Origin of the sequence: Pectobacterium sp. IFB5596 (assembly GCF_021432585.1) — a bacterium.
GTDB classification, from domain to species: domain Bacteria; phylum Pseudomonadota; class Gammaproteobacteria; order Enterobacterales; family Enterobacteriaceae; genus Pectobacterium; species Pectobacterium punjabense.
The window spans coordinates 447,821-471,296 of record NZ_LXFY01000023.1 but is presented as its reverse complement, the minus strand read 5'-3'; the positions used below and the strand labels follow the sequence as shown (position 1 = coordinate 471,296).

Sequence of the window (23,476 nt, the reverse complement as noted above, 5' to 3'; positions counted from 1 at the left end):
TGAGATATTGCCCATGCTACGTATCGCTAAAGAAGCACTGACGTTTGACGACGTCCTCCTGGTTCCTGCTCATTCTACCGTTCTGCCTAACACTGCCGATCTGTCCACGCAGTTGACGAAAAACATCCGCCTGAATATTCCTATGCTGTCCGCAGCGATGGATACCGTTACCGAATCCGGCCTGGCCATTGCGCTGGCGCAGGAAGGCGGCTTGGGCTTTATTCACAAAAATATGTCCATTGAGCGTCAGGCGGAAGAAGTAAGCCGCGTGAAAAAACACGAAAGCGGTGTTGTGGTTGATCCACAAACCGTGACGCCAGAAACGACGCTGCGTGAAATGAAAGAGCTGACCGAGCGTAACGGCTTCGCGGGCTACCCGGTTGTTGCAAAAGACAACGAACTGGTCGGTATCATTACCGGTCGTGACGTGCGTTTTGTTACCGATCTGGAAAAACCAGTTAGCGCGTTCATGACGCCGAAAGAGCGTCTGGTCACGGTTAAAGAAGGCGAAGCGCGTGATGTCGTGCTGCAAAAAATGCACGAAAAACGCGTTGAGAAAGCACTGGTGATTGACGACCAATTCCACCTGATCGGCATGATCACAGTAAAAGATTTCCAGAAAGCAGAACGTAAACCGAACGCCTGTAAAGACGAACACGGTCGTTTGCGTGTAGGCGCGGCAGTTGGCGCTGGTGCAGGCAACGAAGAGCGTGTTGATGCACTGGTTGCCGCAGGTGTTGACGTACTGCTGATTGACTCCTCACACGGCCATTCCGAAGGCGTATTGCAACGTATTCGTGAAACACGTGCTAAATACCCGAACCTCGAAATCATCGGCGGCAACGTTGCAACGGGTTCTGGCGCGAAAGCGCTGGTTGAAGCTGGCGTTAGCGCGGTGAAAGTCGGTATCGGCCCTGGCTCTATCTGTACCACCCGTATCGTGACGGGCGTAGGTGTACCGCAGATCACGGCGATCTCTGACGCGGTTGAAGCGTTAGAAGGCACTGGCATTCCGGTCATCGCCGACGGTGGTATCCGTTTCTCTGGTGATATTGCTAAAGCCATCGCGGCCGGTGCAGCCTGTGTCATGGTCGGTTCTATGCTGGCGGGTACAGAAGAATCCCCAGGTGAAATCGAACTGTATCAAGGTCGTTCATTCAAATCTTATCGCGGTATGGGCTCACTGGGTGCGATGTCTAAAGGTTCATCAGACCGTTACTTCCAGACCGATAACGCTGCCGACAAACTGGTGCCGGAAGGTATCGAAGGTCGCGTAGCCTATAAAGGCCGCTTGAAAGAGATTGTTCACCAGCAGATGGGTGGCTTGCGCTCCTGTATGGGGTTGACCGGTTGCGCCACTATCGACGCGCTGCGCACGCAGGCTGAGTTTGTACGCATCAGCGGCGCGGGCATTCAAGAAAGCCACGTTCACGACGTTACCATTACTAAAGAGTCACCAAACTACCGTATGGGTTCATAAGGTAATTTGCGGGCTGATTTAACCCGATAAACCCGGTACTATTGCCTACCTTTTTAGGGCTATTCGCCGGGTTTACTTATTTTTTAGCTTTTTGGAACACGCTCCTCATGACTGAAAACATTCATCAACACCGCATTCTTATTCTGGATTTCGGCTCGCAGTACACGCAACTGGTTGCACGTCGCGTGCGTGAACTGGGCGTTTACTGTGAACTGTGGGCATGGGATGTCACGGAAGCGCAGATTCGCGGCTTTAATCCGAACGGGATCATCCTGTCCGGTGGCCCGGAAAGCACCACCGAATTTGGCAGCCCACGCGCGCCAGAATACGTTTTCAATGCTGGCGTACCGGTATTAGGCGTGTGCTACGGCATGCAGACGATGGCGATGCAGTTGGGTGGCCACGTTGAAGGTTCCAACGAGCGTGAGTTTGGTTATGCGCAGGTAGAAGTTAAGACGGATAGCGCGCTGGTACGTGATATTCAGGATGCGTTGAGCGCCACGGGCGCGCCGCTGCTGGATGTCTGGATGAGCCACGGCGACAAAGTGACGGCGATCCCGGAAGGGTTTGAGACCGTTGCCAGTACGGATACCTGTCCGTTCGCCATCATGGCTAACGAAGAGAAGCGTTTTTACGGCGTGCAATTCCACCCGGAAGTGACGCACACCCGTCAGGGTCAGCGTATGCTGGAACGTTTTGTACGCGATATTTGCCAGTGTGAAGCCCTGTGGACGCCAGCCAAGATTATCGACGATGCGGTGAACCGTATTCGTGAGCAGGTGGGTAACGACCACGTGATTTTGGGTCTGTCTGGCGGTGTGGATTCTTCCGTTACTGCGATGCTGCTGCACCGTGCTATTGGTGACCGTCTGACCTGCGTGTTTGTCGACAACGGCCTGTTGCGCCTGAACGAAGCCGATCAGGTTCTGGAAATGTTCGGCGACCATTTCGGTCTGAACATTGTTCACGTGGCAGCGGAAGATCGCTTCCTGAGTGAGCTGGCTGGAGAAAACGATCCAGAAGCCAAGCGTAAGATCATCGGTCGTGTGTTTGTTGAAGTGTTCGATGAAGAAGCCAGCAAGCAAGCCGACGTGAAATGGCTGGCGCAAGGCACTATCTACCCGGACGTCATCGAATCTGCGGCGTCTGCGACGGGCAAAGCGCACGTGATAAAATCACACCACAACGTGGGTGGCCTGCCTAAAGAGATGAAACTGGGTCTGGTTGAGCCGCTGAAAGAGCTGTTCAAAGACGAAGTGCGCAAGATTGGTTTGGAACTGGGTCTGCCGTACAACATGCTGTACCGTCATCCGTTCCCGGGCCCGGGTCTGGGCGTGCGCGTGCTGGGTGAAGTGAAGAAAGAATACTGCGACCTGCTGCGTCGTGCGGATGCGATCTTCATCGAAGAGCTGCACAAAGCCGACCTGTACAACAAAGTCAGTCAGGCATTCACCGTCTTCCTGCCGGTTCGCTCCGTGGGTGTGATGGGCGATGGTCGTAAATACGATTGGGTTGTCTCACTGCGTGCGGTCGAAACCATCGACTTTATGACCGCGCACTGGGCACACCTGCCATACGACTTCTTAGGTCGCGTCTCCAACCGCATCATCAACGAAGTCGACGGCATCTCCCGTGTTGTTTATGACGTATCGGGTAAGCCACCAGCAACGATTGAGTGGGAATGATTGGGCATCCAGAACTGACCGATACCATCTAGCAAAAACATCCTGAAGCCCGCGTAATAGCGGGCTTTTTTATTATTAGCTAAATACCACTTGGAAAACTTTCCTATCGCCAAGTACTCCGTTTCTATTGCATGGTTGATGATACGATTTTAACTTGATACAAACCCCGTGGAATGATGCAATATAACAATGCTTGGAAAATTAGTTCTTATAGCAATCATATTCGTCAGTCAAATATGAATTCGAGTTAAAGGTGTTATGCTGCATGTGTTTCATAAAATATTATATTTTAAATAAAGATACGTTTTCCTCGATAAGGGAAGTTTTACGTCCAATTAATGACGAGTTAGTTGATATGTTAACACGCTCAACTGATGCAAGTTTTAGTGGAAAAGGGGTATAAGGTATAAAAATATCCTTTGAATCTTGCAATGTTGTTATTGTGATTTTATCTGCTCTTTTATAAAGGAAGGTTAGGAGACCATCTTCCTTGGAACCTATAATGTCAACATGAAGAATGTTTTTCCCAATTTGAATAAAACATGATCTCTCAATATTATGGACGTGCTCTACAGAAATGTACGAGTTAGTTTTTTTGCTCTTACCTCCTTCAGCTATTGGTATGCGGCGAATCTCATGGATGTAGCAGGCTGGTAGAAAGATACCAGGCCCGTAGTAATTATGTGGATAGTGATTTGCGATAGGTACAGCGGCGTTAGTAGATGATACAAGTGGAAGGTCAACAGCTCGGACTAAATGGTTGTCTTTGTGTTCAACAGTAAAGCGTATCGCTATAATGCAAAATTCGATTTTTGAGTCAATCAGGCAATCAAGGTCTGCAAGTATAGTATCCAGTTTATCTCGTTTGTCTGCGTTGATGTACTTTAACTCAATTTTTCTACCAAAAACTCTAATATCACCTGAGCCGGATCTAGTTGATGGGATTTCAGTATTATTTGGTGAAATATATTCGTATAGGTGAGAGCATATTACTTGACGAAAATTATCCTCGTCGCGTGTTGAGCGAGTCCATTTTGCTTTCTCGAGAGTTTGCACTAGTATGGAATGTAGTTCTGAACGGTACATTTGGATTCCTTTTCATATATGATAATTGACGTCATGCAATTGACGCGGTGTTGTAGATATAAAGTGGTTTGTTGTAAATATCTAGAATATACTATTTATTTTAGAGAACCTCCGGCATATGCTCTATTCCTAATGTCGATGCCAAGATAAACAATAAATTCGGAAGAGATAATTTCCTTCATAAGAGTCATTATTATTTGATGATTTTTTAAGTTATCTATAATTTAATGAAATTAAAAAATGTTTATATTCTAATGCCTTCTCTATCTGGGATGGCGATTTTTTAAAAATATTTTTTATCAGGGAGTGATAGTAACCAAAAAATCCTTATTTCTTATACTAATAAAAATATTATCTTCTTTAATCATTAGCAATCATTAAATAAGTTTTTCAATTTTATCCCCAACCCATCAGCAATAACCCCAATCACTTCCAGCGTCGGATTTCTCACGCCACGCTCAATCCCACTAATATAGGTGCGATCCAAACCGCACTTATCGGCGAAAGCCTCTTGGGAGAGTCCAGCTTGTAAGCGAAGTGTTTTTATGCGTTGTCCAAAACGGACGGTGATATTTTTTGCATTTTCCATGTGATAAGCATTATCTCTCGTTGCTTATCCGACCACGGACTATGAGTCACATATGAGAGATTTTGTCGATTTAATTGGTAAGGTTGGAACGTCAGGCTGGATCGTGAAATGCAAACAGCGTGGTTAGATTGGTGTGTAATCCGTTAGCGATGATGTGGATAATTTCCAGAGTGGGATTTCTGATGCCGCGCTCGATACCGCTGATATAGGTACGATCCAGCCCGCACTTTTCCGCAAAGGCTTCCTGAGACAGGCCTGCCTCCAATCTGAGTGTCTTTACACGTTGTCCTAGCAGGACTTTCACTGAATCTGATGTTTTCATGTGACTAGCATTGAATTTTGATGCTTATCAGTCCACGGACTATTAGTCACATTCGTTAGATTTTGTGCTATAGTTGTGACTTATAGTCAACAAAAGGGGCAGTGGAATGAATCACACTGACTGGCATCCGGCGGATATCATCGCGGGATTACGGAAGAAAGGGACGACGCTAGCGGCAGTTTCCAGAGCGGCGGGGCTGGCGTCATCCACGCTGGCGAATGCGCTTACCAGACACTGGCCGAAAGGCGAACGGCTGATTGCCGAAGCGATGGGGAAGAGGCCGGAAGAGATTTGGCCATCGCGTTACCAAAACACCGAGTGCTTGCAGGGCGTAGAAAGGAAGACAAAGTGAAAACCAGCTCCTCGTCAACTTACAAAACCTTGCATTATGAGTAAGCGGATTTCGGCTCTCCTTAACGGATTTTGATGGAATGGAAATCCGTTAAGGAGCCAACAAGCGCAGCGCGTTAGCCGCTTGATACGGGAAAGCTGGCGCAGTAAATTATTGATGCTTTATAGCTGCTGCAAGCAGCATCCCACGTTGCCACGACCTTCAACACCGCGATGATCTGATGCTTGGCAAATCGAGCCTTACGCATAGCGATCTCCTCGGGGGACATAATCAGTATGTCGGAATATCTCTAAAAGTGAATGGTTCGGTTTACCAAGATACTGATAAAATCACCTCGTTTCGCTACCACTATTCAATCCGCGACAAACTAAAAACCATCACCTTTTGTCGATATGGTGTTGGCGGGATGATTTTTCAGAGGTATGTGGACGGCTGAATTAAGCAAGAAGATGATCTCAGCAGGTCAGCAAAATCTGGTGATTATTGGTAGAATTAAAATCTTTCTTCAGACTCTGCCATTTTTTCCAGTATCGCCGTCTTTATTATTGATACGAAAAGCGGCTGAAATAGGGCATAAAGCCGCATGAAAATCCCAAACAGACTACAACCGCTGGTCGATGATGGCCTGATAGACAATGTGCTCCAACGCTTGAAAAGCGGCAAGGAAGCGGACGTTTACACTGTTTTATGTGGTGACAAAATCCAGTGTGCCAAAGTTTACAAAGAAGCAATGCAGCGTAGCTTTAAACAGGCTGTGCAGTATCAGGAAGGGCGCAAAGTCCGTAATACGCGTAACGCCCGTGCAATGCAAAAAAACTCAAAATTCGGACGCAAGCAACAAGAAGAATCCTGGCAAACCGCGGAGGTCGAAGCATTGTTTCGTCTTGCTAATGCCGGCGTTCGTGTACCACAACCCTATATTTGCATTGACGGTGTGTTATTGATGGAGTTGGTCACAGATGTTGAAGGCGCTGTTGCTCCACGCCTTAGCGATGTGATTCTAACGGAAGAGAGTGCCGTTGCTGATTTTAATACGATGATCCGCAATATTGTGCGCATGTTGTGTGCAGGCATCGTACATGGTGATTTATCGGAATTTAACGTACTGCTTGACGCGCAAGGACCGGTAATTATCGACTTGCCACAGGCTGTGGACGCCGCCGCCAACAACCATGCTGAATCCATGTTTACACGTGATGTTAATAACATTACTGCTTACTACGGCCAGTTTGCGCCACAATTATTGCAAACACGGTATGCGCAAGAAATCTGGATGTTATATGAAGACGGAAAATTAACCCCAGAAACAGTGCTAACCGGTCTCTTCGTCGAAGCGGCGCATGAAGTGGATATGGGTTCACTGATTGATGAAATCATTGCAGCTGAAGATGAGTTCTACGAACGTCAGCGGGCAAGAAAAGAACGCGATGATGAATAATTGTCGGAACGACATAAGTCGTCGATAGAATTTTCAGGGGGGATAGTGGAGACGGAGTTCATGATAGTCACATGACGCCAGTTTGCCGTTCATCCCCAGGTATACGAGAGGCGGGGCTGGCTAAGCCTGAACCTCACCCCCGCTCTTCTAAAGTGCAATAGAGATTCTGCCGTATGGCAGAATCATGCGAAAAGTTCCGCTATGACGCGCCTTTTGGGTTACCCATTCTTTCTTCAATAAAAAGAGTGAGCGATTCAACCTCTTGTTCATCATAAAAATTGCTGAGCGAAATAGGGAGCACCGTCAGATGATTAGCGATTAAAAATAAAAAGTCATCAGTTTTATTGATGTGAGAAATAGCGTGCCATGTATAGCTGCTGCTTGAGTTTTCTGTCTCCCCGTAAATTCCATCGTTGTTTATTATTATTTTCACCCTGATTGGAAAAGCATCGGAAGGATGATTTTTTATTTTCACGATCGCTAATGAAAGTAAAATGGAAAGTACGGTTAGCGAAGCGGTAAAATAAGAAAATAATTTTATAATTGGATGGGCTTCACGTTCATTAGATAGGAAAATAATCGCCAGCAATATGAAGAGCGATAAGAGAAATAAAACGAATGAAAGCAGTAATAGGGAGTGGGTTACCCTGTGTTTATAGCTCTTTTTCTTTTCAGCCCAGTTGGACATCAGTTTAATGCTTTTTTCATAGTCGTTTTGTGTTAATGACTGATGAAAAATGAATTCTTTATTCCCTGTTTCCATTTTCTTTGCGATCTCTGTTATCCATACAACATTATATTCACATCATGGACTCTCTGTAGAGGATTTTTCTACCTAATTGCTTCCCTGTGCATGAGTTCGCGTTTTAGTCACGCGAGTGAATATGTTGGAAAGGCTAAATAGCCCGAAAAACAGGGCCACAGCATGGAGAATCAGGCACTAATCGTGAGGGTTAACGCTTTTCCTGTTGCTTCAATATTCCTGCTTTAAGCATATCCACTTCCTTTCCGTTAATCGTGGCGGTGGCGGAGGTGACCTGATATTCCAGATCGCTGAACTGGCAAAAATCGGGTTTGTACTGTGGGAGCAGAGCAGATGCTTGGGAAAAAATGAATTTTTCTCCAATCATTCCGGCATCAAAACTACTCAATCCAAAAGGTGGGAAAGCGAGCGCCTGTTCGGCCGAAGTGCCTTCGCTGTTTTTGAGTCGTAACGTGGCGCGAAAATTGGCGACTTCACCGAGTTTATTCGTATTGATAGAGAAATTAAGTTCGCATTTATAGGGATTATTATCTCCACCGAATGGGCTCGATTCATGTTTTAACGTTAAGTCCGGTAATACGTCGCGTGTCGCGTTTCTCTCACGCTTATCTTTTTCACATTGGCGAAAATAATCGTTATCTGCACGCCCTTTATACTTCTGGGCTTGATGACAATCCACATCAACGTACTGTCCGCTGTAATACATCTGGGACAAATATTTGCTTGCACCTGTTACGTCATTTTTATAGGCCTGTTCTAATAATGCATAGGCCTTACGGTAATCGGCCTTGATGAGTACGCCATCGTAATACATTTTTCCGAGATTCATCAGGGCGTTGTCATTGCCTTGTTTTGCCGCCCGATCGTACCATTTTTCAGCTTCTGATCCGTCTGCATGAATACCCCAGCGTCCTTTTTCGTATACCGACCCAAGAATATTTTGTGCCTCTGGATGGCCGCCTTCGGCTGCGACGCGGAACCATTTAAGGGCTTCAATATTCTCATTTTTAATACCGGCATAGCCAAAATTATACAAATGACCGACCAGGAAATTTATTTCTGGATCGCCATCTTTTGCCCAGAATATTGCTAGCCGTAGCACATCCCGTTTGCTAAAGCCGATACGGGTAAAGAAACGTTGTGTCTCTTCATCACCATTGGTGAGGTATCTTTTGGCGGTGTAAATTAACGTAGAACGCTGTGATATGTCGCTATCGGCATTGGCTTTTGCGCTATAGAGATAATCGATGATTATCTCTATTACATCAGGCGGTGTTTTGAGATCGGCACGATTCATTTTTTCTGCGAACTGTCTGGCGCGTTCTTTATCCTGCGCCACACCTTTGCCATATTGATAAAAATACCAGACGTTGTAGCAGCCAACATTGCCGTCTATTTCGCAGGCCTGCTGGTAATACTGGCGCGCTTGCGTAGTATCTTGCGGGACTATTATGCCGTACTCATAGATGAACCCTAGCGTGCTTAATGCCTGCGAGTCGCGGTCTTTCGCTAATGCTGTCAGCGCGGTTAATGCATGAGTATCCTGCTGCGTCAGGCGTCCGTAGATCGCCTCTATTTTGTCATTGGCTGGGCTGATGGATACCGCCGACAGGCTGAGCAGCGTGGCAATTATTGTTTTCCTTATCATCGATTTTCATTCCCTGAGTGAATAGCAATGTATAGCAAAGATGTCGGCCAAGGTGATGGTTTGCCGTTGGTCGTGTCTTCTAGAACCATCGACTCAATCACCACCGTCATTATCTAACGCACCCGGTTTATTATTTCTCAACAACGCCCATTTTCTGAACTGGGTCGGCGTCATCTCCATCTGCTGGGAAAAGGCGCGTCTGAAAGCGGTATCTTCACTGTAACCGCATTCGGCGGCAACCTGCTTGATATTGGTCATTGGGTTTTCAAGCAGCAGACAGGCCATTTCGATCCTGACGCGGGTAATAAAGTTCTTCGGGCTTTCCGCCGTGAGTTCTTTGAGCTTGCGGTGCAGCGTTCGGTCACTGAAATTCAGAGCGCTGGCTAACGCTTCTGCGGTGATGGCTGGATTTTCGTAACGAATGAGCTGTTCAGCACGCAGCAGTAGGGGGTGTACGGTATTAATAAACCCCTGCGGCGCATAAATACGCTGCGAGAGCGGCTGGCTGTCTGCTACCGCCATATCTGCCGCTAATTTTGCGATCTTAGGCCCACCACTGCGGCGAATAATATGCAGGGCAAGTTCCACCCAGGATAATGGTCCGCCGGTGGTAATGATGCCATCTTGTTCTTCCAGCGCTTTGCCCCACACCGGTTTTGCCTTCGGGTATTTCTGCTTAAAGGTGTGGTAGAGCCACCATGTTGTGGTGCAGAAGCGACCATCCAATAGCCCTGCTTCGGCCAGAATAAACCCACCCGCACAGGCACCGCCTATCAGCGAGCCCTGCTGGTATTGCTCCCTGAGCCAAATGGCGGACTCATGAACGGATGATGCCGCTAGCGGTAATTTATCCGGTCCGAGCATCATTCCGGTTGCCAGCACGACATCTGCTTTACCCACCGTATCAAACGAGCTGTCTACGTGAATGAGCCTGCCTTGGGCATCACGTACTGGCTTGCCGTCTGCACTGATGATGGACGTTTCAAAAGAGAGCGGAGGGGCGGAGGAAGAAGCGCTCTCAGGCGGTGTAATCAGTGCCTGATTGACCATCCAGAAGATATCGGAAAGCCCGGAGATGGCCGACTGCATACTGCCCGGCAGCGCCAGAATAGAGATGTGCATAGTGACGTTTCCTGTCCGACAATATTTGGCGAGTTTTGCATGAACTATGTCAAGTTTGCCATCTTACTGCAAGCGCCAACCGCGATTAAAATTCAACCATTCGCCCCCAGAAGCGATGTGTCGCGTCGGGGAACTGGCGATGGTATCAACCCGTTTAAGGAGAACGTATGGCGCATTATCGTATGAAATGGCTTGGGCACCTGGCTATCGCATTAGGTCTGGTGCTGTCTGCCAGCGTTCACAACGTTGCGGAGGCAGCAAAAATTAACAATATCGTTTTAGTCCACGGTGCCTTTGCCGATGGTTCCAGTTGGTCTGCCGTCACGACCCGACTACAGGAAATGGGATACCACGTAACTGCGGTGCAAAACCCGCTCACCTCTTTAGCGGATGACGTTGAAGCGACGGATCGCGTGCTGCAAAGGCAGCAGGGTGATGTGCTGCTGGTCGGGCATTCATGGGCGGGGGCTGTTGTGACGCAGGCCGGCAATGATCCCAAGGTTCGCGGCATCGTCTATTTATCAGCCCTGGTCCCAGACAGCGGGGAATCTGTTTCTGATTTATTGCAGCGCCTGAAGGCGCCGATGGACGGCATGGCACCCGATGCCAGCGGGTTAATTTGGCTGGATAATCCCGAGCAGTATCGTGCAGTCATGGCGGGCGATGTGCCGCTAGAAAAAGCGCAGGAGTTGGCTGCGGTGCAGCAGCCGATTGCGGCAAAAGCGTTTGGCGATCGTGTCCAGAAAGCGGCGTGGGAAGCTAAACCGACTTGGTATTTGCTGACGGAGAATGACAAGGCATTAAATCCATCTATTCAGAAAGAAATCGCGAGCCATATCGGTGCAAAGACGCGTTCTATTGCCTCCAGCCATATGTCTCTGGTGTCACATCCGGAAGCTGTTGCGGATTTTATTGATAGCGCGGCTAAAGCAGTTAACTAAGTGAGCTTTGAAACTCAAATGTAGGAGAGGCCATTGTGAACATTTTACATATAGACTCCAGTATTCTTGAGAGCGGTTCCGTTTCCCGACAGATTTCTGCTGACGTGGTGAATGAGTTAGTCAAACAACATCCCGATGCCGCCGTCTCTTACAGGGATGTGGTTAAGGATGAAATACGCCACTTAACGGGACCGATTGCCGCAGGGTTTCGCGAAATAGCGTCCTCTTCGGTAGATGACGCCACGCTGCGTGAACACCACTTGTCTGATGCATTGGTCGCGGAATTTCTGGAGAATGACGTGATTGTCATCGGGGCACCGATGTATAACTTTTCCGTCTCCAGCCAGTTGAAATCATGGCTGGATCGGCTCGCACAAGCTGGAAAAACCTTTAAATACACGGAAAAAGGTCCGGTAGGTTTATCTGGGGGAAGAACGGTTATTGTGGTTTCTTCCCGTGGTGGTTTCTATACCACACCGCCTTTTTTAGATATGGATTTTCAGGAGCGCTATCTTCAGGGTTTTTTCCAGTTTCTTGGTATTAGCGGTATTCATTTTGTCCGTGTGGAAGGTGCTTCAAAAGGGGATGAAATCAAGAATCGTGAAATTCACAATGCGAAATCCTCTATTCATTCCATTATTACATCTATGGCCGTTCAATAATTATTGAGGTAGCAATCATGCTCTATGCTATTACGCTTTCTTACACCAGCCCGAAAAATGAACTTGAAAAGAGTATTGATGCGCACAAAAAATGGCTGGCTGATAACATTAAAAAGGGAAATGTTATTTTTGCCGGCCCACTGGAAGATGGCTCCGGCGGGTTTATTTTAGCCTACGGGCTAGCACTTTCTGATATAGAAGATCATCTTTCCGATGATCCATTTGTCAATTTGGGATTAGTCAAAACAGAAATAAAGGCAATTGAGCCGGGGATCTGTTCGAACCATTTCTATGCTGAATGGGCAGGAGATGCGAAGTTGTTATAAGTAGCCTGTAGATATCCTTAATTATTATCATGAGCAAAAGCGCCATGTTCCCATGGCGCTCTAATATTAGAGTATAATAAATATAATTTCGGGAAATAATTTTCCTATTTATAGTCCTGCAAATTTAAATGGCGTAGCCTGTTTAAAATGTCCTGAGGCTTGACCAGAGTAAATTATACTTTGGTTTGGCCCTAAATCTAACTTGCTGGCGTTATTTCCTCGCGGAGCAAAATCGATCTTCTTCAAATCAACCCAAAAGATATTGGGAGAAACAGCAGATTCAAAGAAGTATTGCAGTGATGTATGGTCGATAACGGTACGCCAGCGCGTTGAGGCAATATTCGGCATGTTCGGTAAGGAATAGCCATAAGGAACCGACACATTACGTATGATACTGAATGCAGTGGCTAAGTCCGCTTTGTCTTTTTCTATTTTATTTTTCTCTGCTATCCCAGGAATGAGTTTATTGGGGGTAGAACTTTCCACATAGAATGAGGCTCGAACGAAACGGTCGGCAGCGCGGTTCGTTCCTGGTAGCATCACATTACCACCGATCTGATCCCAATAGGCATTAAGCGCTAATTGCTGATCGAACGTGGGGGAGTTGGTCATTACCTGATAGCTCTTATTATGGTGAATAACCTGTTTGCCGTCGATATATTCAATAATCGCACTGTCGCCAGAGGAATCTGATAACGAAAGGTGCAGTGTTGCCTTCCGGTTCTGCCCTGGTACATCTTTGGTAACCAGTATAAATTTTTCCTGTTGTAGCGATTTCACTGCTTCATCGACGGTAGCAAAATTATCCAACACGTACTGGGCCCACGCGGCGACGCTTAATCCCGGTTTTTTCGCTGTCGGTTTGGTTTTAGGGTATTCAGACTCCGCTAGCCAAAGCACGTTAGCCGCCAGCCCTTTCTCATTCAAACCATCGGTTGTGGAAGCCATTTTCTCGTCGCCATCAAAAGCAGAGGCAATAACACTGCCGTATTTTGATGTCCACTCCAGAGAATACTGACCAGCGGCGCCAGAGCGGTTTAATTCTCGAGGGAAAATCCAGAGATTAGTATGGGTATCCTCGGCCCAGTCCATTGAGCGGGCGGTAATAGGGTAATCAGGATTTTGTGGGTCCAGATAAACAAAGCGCGTACAGGCGAGTGAAACTGCGGAGCCCAATGTTAATGCGGCTAATGATAATGCACATACCGTAGACTTAATACGCTTATTATTTTTAATCATTTAATTTCTCCACTTTCTACCAGAGGTGTGTTGTTAATTGAATTTGCAGATTTATTATAGTCAGTGGTTTTTTAATAGTGATAAATAATTAAAATAAACTGAAAGATGTTTGTTGGTTGTTTAATAATTGCATCGTGTAAATATATTATCTCCATGGTTGTTTTTTTTACACAATATCATGCTGCTGTGTGCGGTGGATTTTTTAGATGCTTGATAAAGAAGTAATGTGACTCTCCAGGTAAGGGCGAATTTTCAACTTTTTCAATAATTTTATATCCTTTCTTCTCATAAAAACCGGGAGCGTTGAAGCTCATTGATTCCAAATAGACGAAGAGACAGCCTTCTTCTAAGGCCGTTTTTTCTGCCGCAGCCAGCAGCTGCCCGCCTATGCCTTTTCCGTGGTAACGATCGTCCACGACAACCATTTCTATTTGGAGATAATTGAAAAAGATGGACCCAACGATCCGGCCAACAACGTTATCGTCTTCTTTATAAATAAAGCTGACCTTCTTTTCTTTAAAGCAGAAATTATCCCCTAGCTTATTTTCCGTATACGCATCCAGCGCCTTACCGGCCTCTTTTTCGTTTTTCCTGTAATCTTCTGTGCAAATCATTTTTACATTCACTTGTTTTTGTTGCATGACGTGCCCCGAGTAAGCGTGATTTCACTCGGGCAATCGGGGAATTCGAGTGCAGCCAATCAGGCGGTTTCTTCTGTTTTTAATCCATCGAAGTTTTCAAAGTGCCAGGTTTCGCTGATGCGTCCTCCTTCAATACGGTGCATATCCATACCCGAAAAACGTACCTGTCGACCAGACGCTTTCCAGCAATCGAAATCACCGATATGTCGGCCACTCATGGCAATTCGGCAAACGATGAGATCGTTCTCGACAACGACCGCTTCGATATCAATATGGAAGCCTTCAAAAGCCGCATGCGTTTGCGCCACCGCGCGTTTGAATCCCGCGGGTGTGTTCGGTTGACCGGGGTCAGCAGGGTGATTGACCCAATTGGTCGCAAGTAGGCGGTCGAAAGCCGCGCTGTCATTGGTATTGAAGGCCTGATAGAACGCGGCCGCCAGAGACGAGTTATCGCTCATATTGTTGTTCCTTGGCATTTTTTAGCGTGGTGTATTTCGCACATAGAATGTGACATGAGGATCAGATAAAAGGAAGAATTTTACCTGCCTGCATCCGCACAGCGTAAAAATAGGTCAAGGTTTTATCCAATGCTTTAATCTGACTGCCAACTGGCAGTAAACTGGTTGCCGTGATTTTTTGACCGATTTTCACTGTGGGTACTCGCCCGCAGGCGTATCGATTCTGTTCCACTCCTTTTCTGCGAGCTATTTGGCCTATGACGTACCTCAAATTCTTGGGGATTGGGTTTATTTGTGTGCTGTTACTGTCTTTTTGGCAAAGTTGGGCGCAATCAACGCGTAACGGCGAGACGTTTAGTGGACAAAGTTGGTGGTCTGCTAAACGTGATTCCTCCGGGTTAGCGCCGAATCCGGTGCAATTCCGCCAGACTGCCGTTGTACAGGTGTATGCGGCGCCGACTTATGGCTGGCGCGGGCTGGTGGCGGTGCATCCGTGGATCATTTTCAAGAAAGCAGGGGAAACCCAATATCGCCGTTACGAAATTTTGAGTTGGGGGAGTGATAACGTCATCCATCTGAACCGTTCGGCAGCCGATGCGTATTGGTATGGCGCGAAACCGAAACTGTTGGTGGATCATCGAGGTAACAAGGCGGAAGCGATGATCCCGCAGATTGAAGCCGCCATCAAAAGCTATCCGTGGCCGAATACCTATCATGCGTGGCCAGGGCCAAATAGCAATACGTTTCTGGCGCACATCGGCCGTGAGGTGCCTGCGCTCAAGCTGGATATGCCTGCCAATGCGATTGGTAAAGATTACCGCCCAATCACGCGTCCCGTTGGCCGGTCACCGTCGGGGAGCGGTGTGCAGATTTCACTGCTGGGTGTCATGGGTATCACCATGGGCGTTGAAGAGGGGATCGAAGCCAATATTCTGGGACTGAATATGGGCGTGGATATCAACCCGCCCGCGCTGCGTTTACCCTTTATTGGCCGTCTCGGCTATGACAAAACGGGTAGCGAAGAAGGCTGAGAGCCACATTTTACCTTTACGCTCCGTATTGCCGCAGATGAGCGAGTAAGTTAGCCACTTCGGGTTGCAGAATGGCGCCGGATTTTACGCCGAGCCAAAGCTGGCGTGATGCCCATTCATCGGTGAGCGTGATGGCGCGTAACCCGGTGCCGAGCACTTCAGGGCGAATCGCGCCCTCTGGCAAGACGCTGATCCCCAGCCCTGCTTCTATCATGCGGCAAATCCCATCAAAGCTGCTGACCTGAACTCGCAGGCGCAGAACTCTTCCCAGTATATCCGAGGCGTCTTTCAGTTGTTTGAGCAAAGAGCTGCCGTTATTGAGACCAACGTAGTCGTAGCCCAATGTGTCGTTAAAGCTCACCTCTGGGTATGAGGAAAGCGGGTGCAGAGGCGGAACGAGTACGACCAGCTTATCCTGGCGATAAGGGATCTTTTCGACGCCTTGCGACCCCACATTGTCGGCGAAGATGCCAATATCAGCGTCCCCCATCGCCAGCGCCGTTACCACCGTTTTACTGAGCTTTTCCTCCAGGTTAATACGAATGAGTGGTCGCGTCAGAAGAAATGACGCCAGATCCTGCGGAAGAAACTGAATAATCGCCGAAGTATTCGCCCACATATGTACGTGGCCGCGAACGCCAGCGGCGTAATCGTTCATCTCACTCGCCATGCGTTCCACGTTGCTTAATACATTGCCTGCGAGAGTAACCAGTTCTTTACCGGCCGGGGTGAGCGTCAGGCCGCGCGGCATACGGATAAACAGCGCACAGTCCACGGTGCGCTCCAGTTCAGCGATACGTTTACTCAAGGCCGAAAGCGTGATGTGAAATTTTTCTGCGGCTTTGGTCAGGCTACCCGTTTGGGCAACCTGCAAAAAGATACGAAGTGACTGAAGGTCAAAATGCGCCGGATTAATCATGGTTTATCGAGAGTCCTCAGCATGGCTGGAAAACCGCACAATAGCTGGCAGTTTGATTCCGCGCAGCATGTCGTCACATGTCTTATGTCACGCTGTACGTTAACACAGTTGACGGTTTTCCTGACAGGAAAGGGTCATTGACGATTCAGTGATTATCAAAACGCGGCTCTGCACCTAGGATGGTGTTGTTCTCTCTCTATTTTTACCTTATGGGTTATCTGGTTAGGTTATGTTTAGCTTAATGATGTTCAGCGATATTTTGTTGTGTTTGCTTTTGGGGATCGGACTGGGGTTTTGCGGAGGAATGCTGGGGATCGGCGGGGGGCTTATCGCGATTCCGATTCTTGGAGTGCTCTTTGGGATGGATCAGCATATGGCACAGGGAACCGCGCTGGTGATGATAACACCTAACGTACTAATTGGTTTTCTACGCTATCGACAGCGTAACCGCATTGATACGCGGCTGGCGTTGACTATGTGTCTATTCGCCACGGGGTCTGCCTACCTTGCCGCTCATATCGCCTCATCGATTGATGTTCACAACCTTCAACGCGCCTTTGCCACTTTTCTGCTGGTGCTGGCGGCGTACTATATGTGGCAGTGGTATAACAAAAAGCGCAGCCAAACGTCGGAGATTGTACTGTCGACCAAGTATCTGCCGCTACTTGGTGTAGCGAGCGGGTTTATGTCCGGTATTTTTACCGTCGGCGGCGGTTTGGTGGTGGTGCCAGTGCTGGTTACGCTGTTTGCCTTTGCACAAACACAGGCGCAGGGGATGGCCCTGATTCTTGTTGTGCCGGGCGCACTGGCGGCGCTGCTATCCTATTCGCAGGCGGGTAATGTTGACTGGAGTATCGGTTTACCACTGGCGTTGGGAGGAATTGTCAGCGTGTCCTGGGGGGTAGCGGTTGCTCACAAGCTGCCGGTCGCTTATCTACGTGGCGCGTTTTGCCTGATGCTGGTCGGCGTGGGAATCGCTATGCTGGTGCTGAAATAACCGCTAAATTAACGCGTTTGTGCAGCGAAATGAGAACCATGCAGATGAAAAAAGGGAAAGTGTGGCTTGGTGTGTTGTCGATTGTCGTTATAGCCGCGCTGTTTACGCTTTCAGGGCTATCTGACTTTGAGTTGGATAACGCCACTGTGTCGACGCACCACTTTGCGTCGGGGCAGGATGATCTGGTTGGTTCTTTGATTGTGCCGAAAGGCATTGCGTCTCCGCCCATTGTGCTGATTGTTCATGGTGATGGGGCGCAAGATCGGTTCTCCGAGTCTGGCTATCTTCCTTTAATTAACCAGTTTATTGACGCTGGGATTGGCGTTTTTACCTGGGATAAACCCGGCGTTGGGGAAAGCTCAGGTGATTGGCTGAATCAATCCATGCAGGATCGTATTGATGAAGCGGGTGCTGCACTGAATGCAGTCAGATCGCTGCCTGAAATGGATCGGCGCAAGATCGGGTTTCTTGGGTTTTCTCAGGCTGGCTGGGTCATTCCATCCGCCGCTGGCCAGTTTCAGCCCGCGTTCTCCGTGATTGTTGGCGGGGCGCTCAACTGGAGAGAACAGGGTGCCTATTATACTCGCCAGAAGCTGGCGCATGCTGGATTGGCGGGAGCGGAGATTGAACGTCAGGTCAGCGCCGAGTTAAAAGCCAATGATGCTGTTTTCGGCCAGCCTGAACTTGCCTACCCTACCCAACGGCCGGATATCGAGCCTCGTCGGTTTGCCTTCATTGCTCGTAGCTATCTGGCTGATGCCACGAAAAGCGTTAGCGCAATGCCAGGCCCGGTGTTAGCGCTATGGGGGAGCGACGATCTCAATGTCGATCCGCAGAAGAATGCGGCGAAATATCAGCAACTCCTGACCGCCCGCCTTCATCAGCAAGTCGTCGTGGTGCCGGAAGCGACGCATGGATTACTGCGTTCACCGTTGTTCAACTACCAACTCGCGACGGAATGGCCGCAGTGGAAAAGGGGGGCTTTCATGATTCTAGGCAGGAAGGCTTATGCACCCGGCGCCATTAAGCAGATGACCGAGTGGATAACTACTGAGGTTCGCACTAACACATTATGAGTTCCTCACTTGCCTGAGTGAGGGGGTAATGTCCCGACGTGTACTTATTCCTTTAAATAGATAGACATTAAGCCTAAAGTTTTCAGCACTTTCTCCGTTGATAGGTAGGAAGTCTTGCGGTCAGGCGGAGTGATTTTTCAAATAATCCCTGACCGTTGCTGGAGCGGCCCGAGTGAAGCTGGGTCGGCGTCCTCTCTGAACCCCAATCTGAATAAGGCGTGATGTATGAGTCTCGTGAGCTATCTCGGAAAGCAAACTCTCGGTGTTCTGGCGGGTTATAAGCAGGATGGCATGGTCATCCATATTTGCGGCGTTTATCCCAATGCGGATAACAGCCTGCGCGTTTTTTTCCCGCACGGACATGAGTTTGTCGTTGGCGATCTGGCAACCATTCACCTTGATAACCGCTCTGGGGTCGATGAGTTTGATGCCAATATTCAGGTCTATCGCGCTTCTTACAAAGGGCGCGTGATAGCAAGCGAAGGTGATTGGGTGGTACTGGAACCGAGAGAATGTCAGCTCCTGCATGGTTTCACGCCTGTGCTGGACATCCGCGAGCCGGGCTATCAGTTTCCACAAGACGATCGCCCGTCCATGCCAGTGCCCCTGACGCCGATGGTCGATTTTCCGCCGACGGAAAAGCAGGATTTTTCCAACAAGGTCGGTGTCTTAATCACCATGGCTGCCGAACAGCCGCATACTACGGTGTTAGCGTTCCTCTCATCCGTGGATAACGATATCTTCCTGATTACGTTCCCTGAGACCTTTAAATCCCAGTTGCTCAAACGTAATCCGCACTGCTTTTTTGCGATGGATGAGCGCAGCCATTATACCTTTGAGCGAGCCATTGAGTGGAACTACACCCTTATCGAAGGGGAAGCGTTTATTATCGCGCGCGATAATCCGCTCTATGAAAAAGTACGCCATGAATTCGTCACCAAGAACCCGTGGGAAATTGCCTTTTTCACACGCCCTGACGTCGAGGTTTACCATATTAAAAGCAAGCAGCTTGTTTGCCCCGGTAATACCCAAGCGCTTAGCTAAGAGATGAATAAATAAACGGGATAGCGCTATCCCGTTTATACCTGTTTGCTAACTATCGCTTACATTGACAGATCGATCACCATACGGCCGGTGATTTTCCCGCCTTTCATTTCAGCGAAAATAGCGTTGATATCGTTTAGCGGACGGCGGGTGACTTTCGGTTTTACTTTTCCTTCGGCCGCAAATTGGAACGCTTCCTTCAGATCTTCACGCGTGCCGACCAGCGAACCCAACACTTGAATGCCATCCAACACCAGACGCGGAATATTCAGATCCATGGACTCCGGCGGTAGGCCGACGGCAACAATGCGTCCGCCCGCACGAACAGAATCCACGGCAGAGTTAAACGCTGCGCGTGCAACAGCGGTGACTACGGTCGCATGTGCGCCGCCCACTTTTTCCTGAATGATCTTGGCGGCATCTTCTTTGGCTGGATTGATGACCAGGTCTGCACCGACCTCTTTGGCAAAGGCCAACTGTGCGTCGTTCACATCAATCGCGATGACTTTGGCATTAAAGACATTTTTGGCGTATTGCAGCGCCAAATTGCCCAACCCGCCCAGACCATAAATGGCAATCCACTGTCCTGGTTTAATTTGCGAGATTTTCACCGCTTTATATGTTGTCACGCCAGCGCAGGTAATGCTGCTGGCTGCGGCAGAATCCAGACCATCCGGCACTTTGACTGCGTAATCAGCAACGACGATGCATTCTTCCGCCATCCCGCCATCAACGGAATAACCTGCATTTTTCACCGTACGACAGAGCGTTTCGTTACCGCTATTACAATATTCGCAGTGGCCACAGCCCTGATAGAACCAGGCTACGCTAGCGCGATCGCCGGGCTTTAGTGATGTCACGCCTGGACCGACTTCTTTAACAATACCGATACCTTCATGACCGAGCGTGATGCCAGTCACATCGCCAAAATCACCGTCTTTGACGTGCAAATCGGTGTGGCACACGCCACAGCATTCCATTTTTAGCAGAGCCTCTCCGTGTTGGAGGGGACGTAGTTTTTTGTCCTGAATCTCAACGGAATGATCCTTCGTAACGATAGCTGCTTTCATTAGTCTTCCTTTTACTGAATGTGTTGTGGAGGTAATGTATTTGGTTCTACCTATAAAAGAGTATACGCAGGTCGGCGAGTTAACTAATCAGGAAGCGTTTAATTTTGTTACAAAATGATGAGTTATTCAGTCGATGGTTTTCTATGGCGGGAATGTTGTTTACAGTAGTTTTTATGATGAGTTAGAGAGAGGCGCGTCCGTGCGGCCGTGTGATCGGATGAGGCTGCGTTGGATTACGGTTTTTTTTCTTGCGGCTCCAGAGCCCATTCCACTTTGCCTTTGCCGGTATTTTTGGCTTGATAAAGTGCAACATCTACGCGTTTCATAAAGTGTTCTGTGGGCTCCTGCGGCTGTTTTTTACCTGCCCCAATGCTGACAGAAAGGTAATGCATATTTTTAATAATGATTTTGTTGGCATTTTTTAATACTTCTCTCGCCAGCTTCTCTGCCCGATCCTGTGTTCCTGCATAAAGAATAATCGCGAATTCTTCGCCACCAATTCGGGTTGCGACGACTTCACTGTTATCGAAACGGGAAAGAATATGGCCGAATTTACTTAATATTTCATCGCCTTTCGTATGCCCATATTTGTCATTGATGACTTTGAAATTATCGATGTCGATGATAAATAAATAGGGTGTTTTCGCTTCGAGTTTTTTTAATTCGTTAATAAAAAACCGGCGATTAGGGAGCTGCGTGAGTTCATCGCTGAATGACTGTATTCTGGCTTCGACATACTTATTGTTGATTTGCTGTATTAGGGTATAGACACCGAATCCGACGCCAAACATACCAATAATTCTCAGCATATCCTCAACATAGTACCCAACTAGTTTGGGTTGATAGATAAACTCATCCATGAAGTCAAACGTGGCTGAGCATATCCAGACATGTAGCCCGAGCCGGATGGATAAGGCTGAAGTATGGTTCAGTGAGATTTTACTGGTACACGATAAGATAAAAAAAAGAAAAACCAACGCGATCGAATCGGTATAAGACCCCGGATTATTGTGCAACTGCTCCTGAAAATCGCGGTGCTTGAAGAACAGGAGATTAAATATAATGATTAACGCAGACAATAAAAGGGCGACCCTTACTGACGAGGAAGCCTTCTTATTTCTATCAATGAAGTCGTGGTCATACTCTTTAAAAGGCATTGCGGATCTCCTCTTGCATCACCTTCCAATCCTATCATGAAACCTATTGAATACATTCAGTCGCGTGGTGCCGGCGGTGTGTTCCAGAGAATGACGTTAATCTGACCAATGTGTAAAAAGCAGACGCCCGATCGCTCAGGCGTCTTTACCGATTAAAAATCGGCTTTCAGTACGACGCGGTAGCGGGCTTTGCCGTCACGTACGTGCTGGATGGCATCATTGATTTTCGACATCGGGAACAGTTCCGTCTGCGGTTTCACGTTGGCGCGCGCGGCGAGCTTCATCAGAGAACGCAGCTCATGCGGTGAACCGGTAGAAGATCCGGAAACGCTGCGGTCACCCGCGATAAGCGTAAAGGCCGGAACGCTGAATGGCTTCATCACCGCGCCGACGGTATGGAACTTCCCGTTATAGGCGAGCGCGTTGAAGTAGGGCTGCCATTCCAGATCGACGCTCACCGTGTTGATGATGAGATCGAACTGGCCTGCCAGTGCGGTCAACGCCTGCGGATCGCGGCTGTTGACGACCTTATCGGCACCCATCGCCAGCACTTCTTGCTCTTTGGCTGGGTTAGAACTGAACGCGGTGACTTCACAGCCCATCGCGTGCAGGAGCTTAATCGCGATGTGACCCAGGCCGCCGATACCGATCACGCCGACGCGGCTGGTCGCGGTGATATGGTGCATTAACAGCGGTTTGAAGACGGTGATGCCGCCGCACAGCAACGGACCCGCCGATTCGATATCAATGGAATCAGGCAGCGGGATAGCCCACTGCCAGTTCGCGCGAATCTTATTGGCAAAACCGCCTTTATTCAGAATCGTCGGCACGCTGCCTTGCTGACAGTTGGTTTGACTGCCGCTGATACAGGCATCGCAGTGCCCACAGCTGCGTGCTGTCCAGCCAATACCGACGCGCTGACCAACCTTCAATCCTTTGCTCTTCGCCGCGTCACCCAGCGCGTGTACACGGCCAATGATTTCATGCCCGGCAACCAGCGGATAGCTCGATATGCCCCATTCGTTATCGATCATCGACAGGTCGGAATGGCACACGCCACAGTAATCAACCACGACTTCTACGTCTTCCGCTTGCAGTTCACCCGCATCAAACTCATACAACTCCAGCGCTGCGCCTGCTTCCGGTGCGGCATAACTTTTTATCATCGTCATCACAATTTCCTCAGTATGGGTTTGATTAACCAGTCTAAAGGGTTATGGCATTTTTCTCTATGTCACAACGTGCCTGTGGTTTTTCATTTTGTGTCGGGCGGGACGGGCTTGCTTTGCTGGCATCACTTACTTATGCTGCGAGGCGTAGTAAATGACTCGGGGTGCCCTTCTTTGTGAAGGCTGAGAAATACCCGTACCACCTGATCTGGATAATGCCAGCGTAGGGAAGTCACGGTATGCCCCACCGGTTGCCGCCTT

26 protein-coding genes and 1 riboswitch are annotated in these 23,476 nt (G+C 48.4%); of the genes, 12 read left to right on the top strand and 14 right to left on the bottom strand.

Annotated features, from left to right (window positions below):
• The first annotated feature begins 13 nt into the window (after nucleotides 1-13).
• Together guaB and guaA are read left to right on the top strand one after the other, a co-directional pair.
• Nucleotides 14-1,480, top strand: a complete 1,467-nt coding sequence (gene guaB, locus A6301_RS15795; RefSeq protein WP_005970134.1) for an IMP dehydrogenase — start codon at nucleotides 14-16, stop codon at nucleotides 1,478-1,480.
• 107 nt (nucleotides 1,481-1,587) lie between these two features.
• Nucleotides 1,588-3,165 carry a glutamine-hydrolyzing GMP synthase gene (guaA, locus tag A6301_RS15790; RefSeq protein WP_215484025.1) on the top strand — a complete coding sequence of 526 codons (1,578 nt, stop codon included), beginning with the start codon at nucleotides 1,588-1,590 and terminating at the stop codon, nucleotides 3,163-3,165.
• 282 nt (nucleotides 3,166-3,447) lie between these two features.
• On the opposite strand, the gene A6301_RS15785 is transcribed toward guaA, so the two are convergent.
• From A6301_RS15785 to A6301_RS15775, 3 genes are all read right to left on the bottom strand, one after another.
• Nucleotides 3,448-4,251 carry a hypothetical protein gene (locus tag A6301_RS15785; RefSeq protein ID WP_215484026.1) on the bottom strand — a complete coding sequence of 268 codons (804 nt, stop codon included), beginning with the start codon at nucleotides 4,249-4,251 and terminating at the stop codon, nucleotides 3,448-3,450.
• 367 nt (nucleotides 4,252-4,618) lie between these two features.
• Nucleotides 4,619-4,840, bottom strand: coding sequence for a helix-turn-helix domain-containing protein (locus A6301_RS15780; protein WP_215484027.1), 222 nt, complete (start codon nucleotides 4,838-4,840; stop codon nucleotides 4,619-4,621).
• A gap of 91 nt (nucleotides 4,841-4,931) precedes the next feature.
• A complete protein-coding gene (locus A6301_RS15775; RefSeq protein WP_215484028.1) occupies nucleotides 4,932-5,162 on the bottom strand; it encodes a helix-turn-helix domain-containing protein in 231 nt (76 codons plus the stop codon).
• Nucleotides 5,163-5,268: 106 nt separating this feature from the next.
• On the opposite strand from A6301_RS15775, the gene A6301_RS15770 reads away from it, so the two are divergent.
• Complete coding sequence (locus A6301_RS15770; RefSeq protein WP_215484029.1) at nucleotides 5,269-5,514, top strand: helix-turn-helix transcriptional regulator; 246 nt, start codon at nucleotides 5,269-5,271, stop codon at nucleotides 5,512-5,514.
• Nucleotides 5,515-5,629: 115 nt separating this feature from the next.
• Here A6301_RS15770 and A6301_RS22420 read toward each other — a convergent pair whose 3' ends face one another.
• The gene (locus A6301_RS22420; RefSeq protein WP_255764555.1) at nucleotides 5,630-5,761 is read right to left on the bottom strand and encodes a hypothetical protein; all 132 of its coding nucleotides are present in this window, start codon (nucleotides 5,759-5,761) and stop codon (nucleotides 5,630-5,632) included.
• A gap of 336 nt (nucleotides 5,762-6,097) precedes the next feature.
• Here A6301_RS22420 and A6301_RS15765 point away from each other — a divergent pair, with 336 nt between their 5' ends.
• Nucleotides 6,098-6,952, top strand: coding sequence for a PA4780 family RIO1-like protein kinase (locus tag A6301_RS15765; protein ID WP_205543145.1), 855 nt, complete (start codon nucleotides 6,098-6,100; stop codon nucleotides 6,950-6,952).
• 199 nt (nucleotides 6,953-7,151) lie between these two features.
• Here the strand turns inward: A6301_RS15765 and A6301_RS15760 are convergent, their stop codons facing one another.
• The 3 genes from A6301_RS15760 to A6301_RS15750 all read right to left on the bottom strand — a co-directional run bounded on the left by A6301_RS15760 (nucleotide 7,152) and on the right by A6301_RS15750 (nucleotide 10,485).
• Nucleotides 7,152-7,715, bottom strand: coding sequence for a YcxB family protein (locus tag A6301_RS15760; RefSeq protein WP_234258212.1), 564 nt, complete (start codon nucleotides 7,713-7,715; stop codon nucleotides 7,152-7,154).
• A gap of 190 nt (nucleotides 7,716-7,905) precedes the next feature.
• Nucleotides 7,906-9,363, bottom strand: a complete 1,458-nt coding sequence (locus A6301_RS15755) for a tetratricopeptide repeat protein (RefSeq protein ID WP_234258211.1) — start codon at nucleotides 9,361-9,363, stop codon at nucleotides 7,906-7,908.
• Nucleotides 9,364-9,456: 93 nt separating this feature from the next.
• Nucleotides 9,457-10,485 carry a GlxA family transcriptional regulator gene (locus tag A6301_RS15750; protein WP_234258210.1) on the bottom strand — a complete coding sequence of 343 codons (1,029 nt, stop codon included), beginning with the start codon at nucleotides 10,483-10,485 and terminating at the stop codon, nucleotides 9,457-9,459.
• A 39-nt stretch (nucleotides 10,486-10,524) separates the two neighbouring features.
• Here A6301_RS15750 and A6301_RS15745 point away from each other — a divergent pair, with 39 nt between their 5' ends.
• From A6301_RS15745 to A6301_RS15730, 4 genes are read left to right on the top strand one after another with little or no spacing between them, the layout of a single operon-like run.
• On the top strand, nucleotides 10,525-10,671 hold the full coding sequence (locus A6301_RS15745; protein ID WP_234258209.1) for a hypothetical protein: 147 nt from the start codon (nucleotides 10,525-10,527) through the stop codon (nucleotides 10,669-10,671).
• Nucleotides 10,653-11,426, top strand: a complete 774-nt coding sequence (locus A6301_RS15740; RefSeq protein WP_234258208.1) for an alpha/beta fold hydrolase — start codon at nucleotides 10,653-10,655, stop codon at nucleotides 11,424-11,426. The genes A6301_RS15745 and A6301_RS15740 overlap by 19 nt, the downstream gene beginning before the upstream one ends.
• Before the next feature lie 35 nt (nucleotides 11,427-11,461).
• The gene (locus A6301_RS15735) at nucleotides 11,462-12,088 is read left to right on the top strand and encodes an NAD(P)H-dependent oxidoreductase (RefSeq protein ID WP_234258207.1); all 627 of its coding nucleotides are present in this window, start codon (nucleotides 11,462-11,464) and stop codon (nucleotides 12,086-12,088) included.
• Between the two features lie 17 nt (nucleotides 12,089-12,105).
• On the top strand, nucleotides 12,106-12,414 hold the full coding sequence (locus A6301_RS15730; RefSeq protein WP_234258206.1) for a YciI family protein: 309 nt from the start codon (nucleotides 12,106-12,108) through the stop codon (nucleotides 12,412-12,414).
• A gap of 108 nt (nucleotides 12,415-12,522) precedes the next feature.
• Here A6301_RS15730 and A6301_RS15725 read toward each other — a convergent pair whose 3' ends face one another.
• The 3 genes from A6301_RS15725 to A6301_RS15715 all read right to left on the bottom strand — a co-directional run bounded on the left by A6301_RS15725 (nucleotide 12,523) and on the right by A6301_RS15715 (nucleotide 14,752).
• On the bottom strand, nucleotides 12,523-13,653 hold the full coding sequence (locus A6301_RS15725; protein ID WP_205543142.1) for a linear amide C-N hydrolase: 1,131 nt from the start codon (nucleotides 13,651-13,653) through the stop codon (nucleotides 12,523-12,525).
• Nucleotides 13,654-13,829: 176 nt separating this feature from the next.
• Nucleotides 13,830-14,294, bottom strand: a complete 465-nt coding sequence (locus A6301_RS15720; protein ID WP_234258205.1) for a GNAT family N-acetyltransferase — start codon at nucleotides 14,292-14,294, stop codon at nucleotides 13,830-13,832.
• A gap of 59 nt (nucleotides 14,295-14,353) precedes the next feature.
• On the bottom strand, nucleotides 14,354-14,752 hold the full coding sequence (locus A6301_RS15715) for an ester cyclase (protein WP_234258204.1): 399 nt from the start codon (nucleotides 14,750-14,752) through the stop codon (nucleotides 14,354-14,356).
• A 257-nt stretch (nucleotides 14,753-15,009) separates the two neighbouring features.
• Here A6301_RS15715 and A6301_RS15710 point away from each other — a divergent pair, with 257 nt between their 5' ends.
• A complete protein-coding gene (locus tag A6301_RS15710; protein WP_107170476.1) occupies nucleotides 15,010-15,783 on the top strand; it encodes a DUF3750 domain-containing protein in 774 nt (257 codons plus the stop codon).
• 16 nt (nucleotides 15,784-15,799) lie between these two features.
• Here A6301_RS15710 and A6301_RS15705 read toward each other — a convergent pair whose 3' ends face one another.
• On the bottom strand, nucleotides 15,800-16,702 hold the full coding sequence (locus tag A6301_RS15705; protein WP_107170477.1) for a LysR family transcriptional regulator: 903 nt from the start codon (nucleotides 16,700-16,702) through the stop codon (nucleotides 15,800-15,802).
• A gap of 229 nt (nucleotides 16,703-16,931) precedes the next feature.
• Between A6301_RS15705 and A6301_RS15700 the strand changes: the two genes are divergently transcribed.
• The 3 genes from A6301_RS15700 (at nucleotide 16,932) to A6301_RS15690 (ending at nucleotide 19,819) form a co-directional block, all read left to right on the top strand.
• Nucleotides 16,932-17,699, top strand: coding sequence for a sulfite exporter TauE/SafE family protein (locus tag A6301_RS15700; protein WP_233671805.1), 768 nt, complete (start codon nucleotides 16,932-16,934; stop codon nucleotides 17,697-17,699).
• A 38-nt stretch (nucleotides 17,700-17,737) separates the two neighbouring features.
• A complete protein-coding gene (locus A6301_RS15695; RefSeq protein ID WP_234258203.1) occupies nucleotides 17,738-18,775 on the top strand; it encodes a S9 family peptidase in 1,038 nt (345 codons plus the stop codon).
• 225 nt (nucleotides 18,776-19,000) lie between these two features.
• On the top strand, nucleotides 19,001-19,819 hold the full coding sequence (locus A6301_RS15690) for a hypothetical protein (protein ID WP_205543139.1): 819 nt from the start codon (nucleotides 19,001-19,003) through the stop codon (nucleotides 19,817-19,819).
• A 59-nt stretch (nucleotides 19,820-19,878) separates the two neighbouring features.
• Here A6301_RS15690 and adhP read toward each other — a convergent pair whose 3' ends face one another.
• The 3 genes from adhP to A6301_RS15675 form a co-directional block, all read right to left on the bottom strand.
• Nucleotides 19,879-20,889 carry an alcohol dehydrogenase AdhP gene (gene adhP / locus A6301_RS15685; RefSeq protein WP_107170479.1) on the bottom strand — a complete coding sequence of 337 codons (1,011 nt, stop codon included), beginning with the start codon at nucleotides 20,887-20,889 and terminating at the stop codon, nucleotides 19,879-19,881.
• Between the two features lie 233 nt (nucleotides 20,890-21,122).
• Nucleotides 21,123-22,046 carry a GGDEF domain-containing protein gene (locus A6301_RS15680; protein ID WP_107170480.1) on the bottom strand — a complete coding sequence of 308 codons (924 nt, stop codon included), beginning with the start codon at nucleotides 22,044-22,046 and terminating at the stop codon, nucleotides 21,123-21,125.
• Nucleotides 22,047-22,198: 152 nt separating this feature from the next.
• The gene (locus A6301_RS15675; protein WP_234258202.1) at nucleotides 22,199-23,218 is read right to left on the bottom strand and encodes an NAD(P)-dependent alcohol dehydrogenase; all 1,020 of its coding nucleotides are present in this window, start codon (nucleotides 23,216-23,218) and stop codon (nucleotides 22,199-22,201) included.
• Between the two features lie 147 nt (nucleotides 23,219-23,365).
• A riboswitch (TPP riboswitch) is annotated at nucleotides 23,366-23,462 on the top strand.
• Nucleotides 23,463-23,476: the final 14 nt, after the last annotated feature.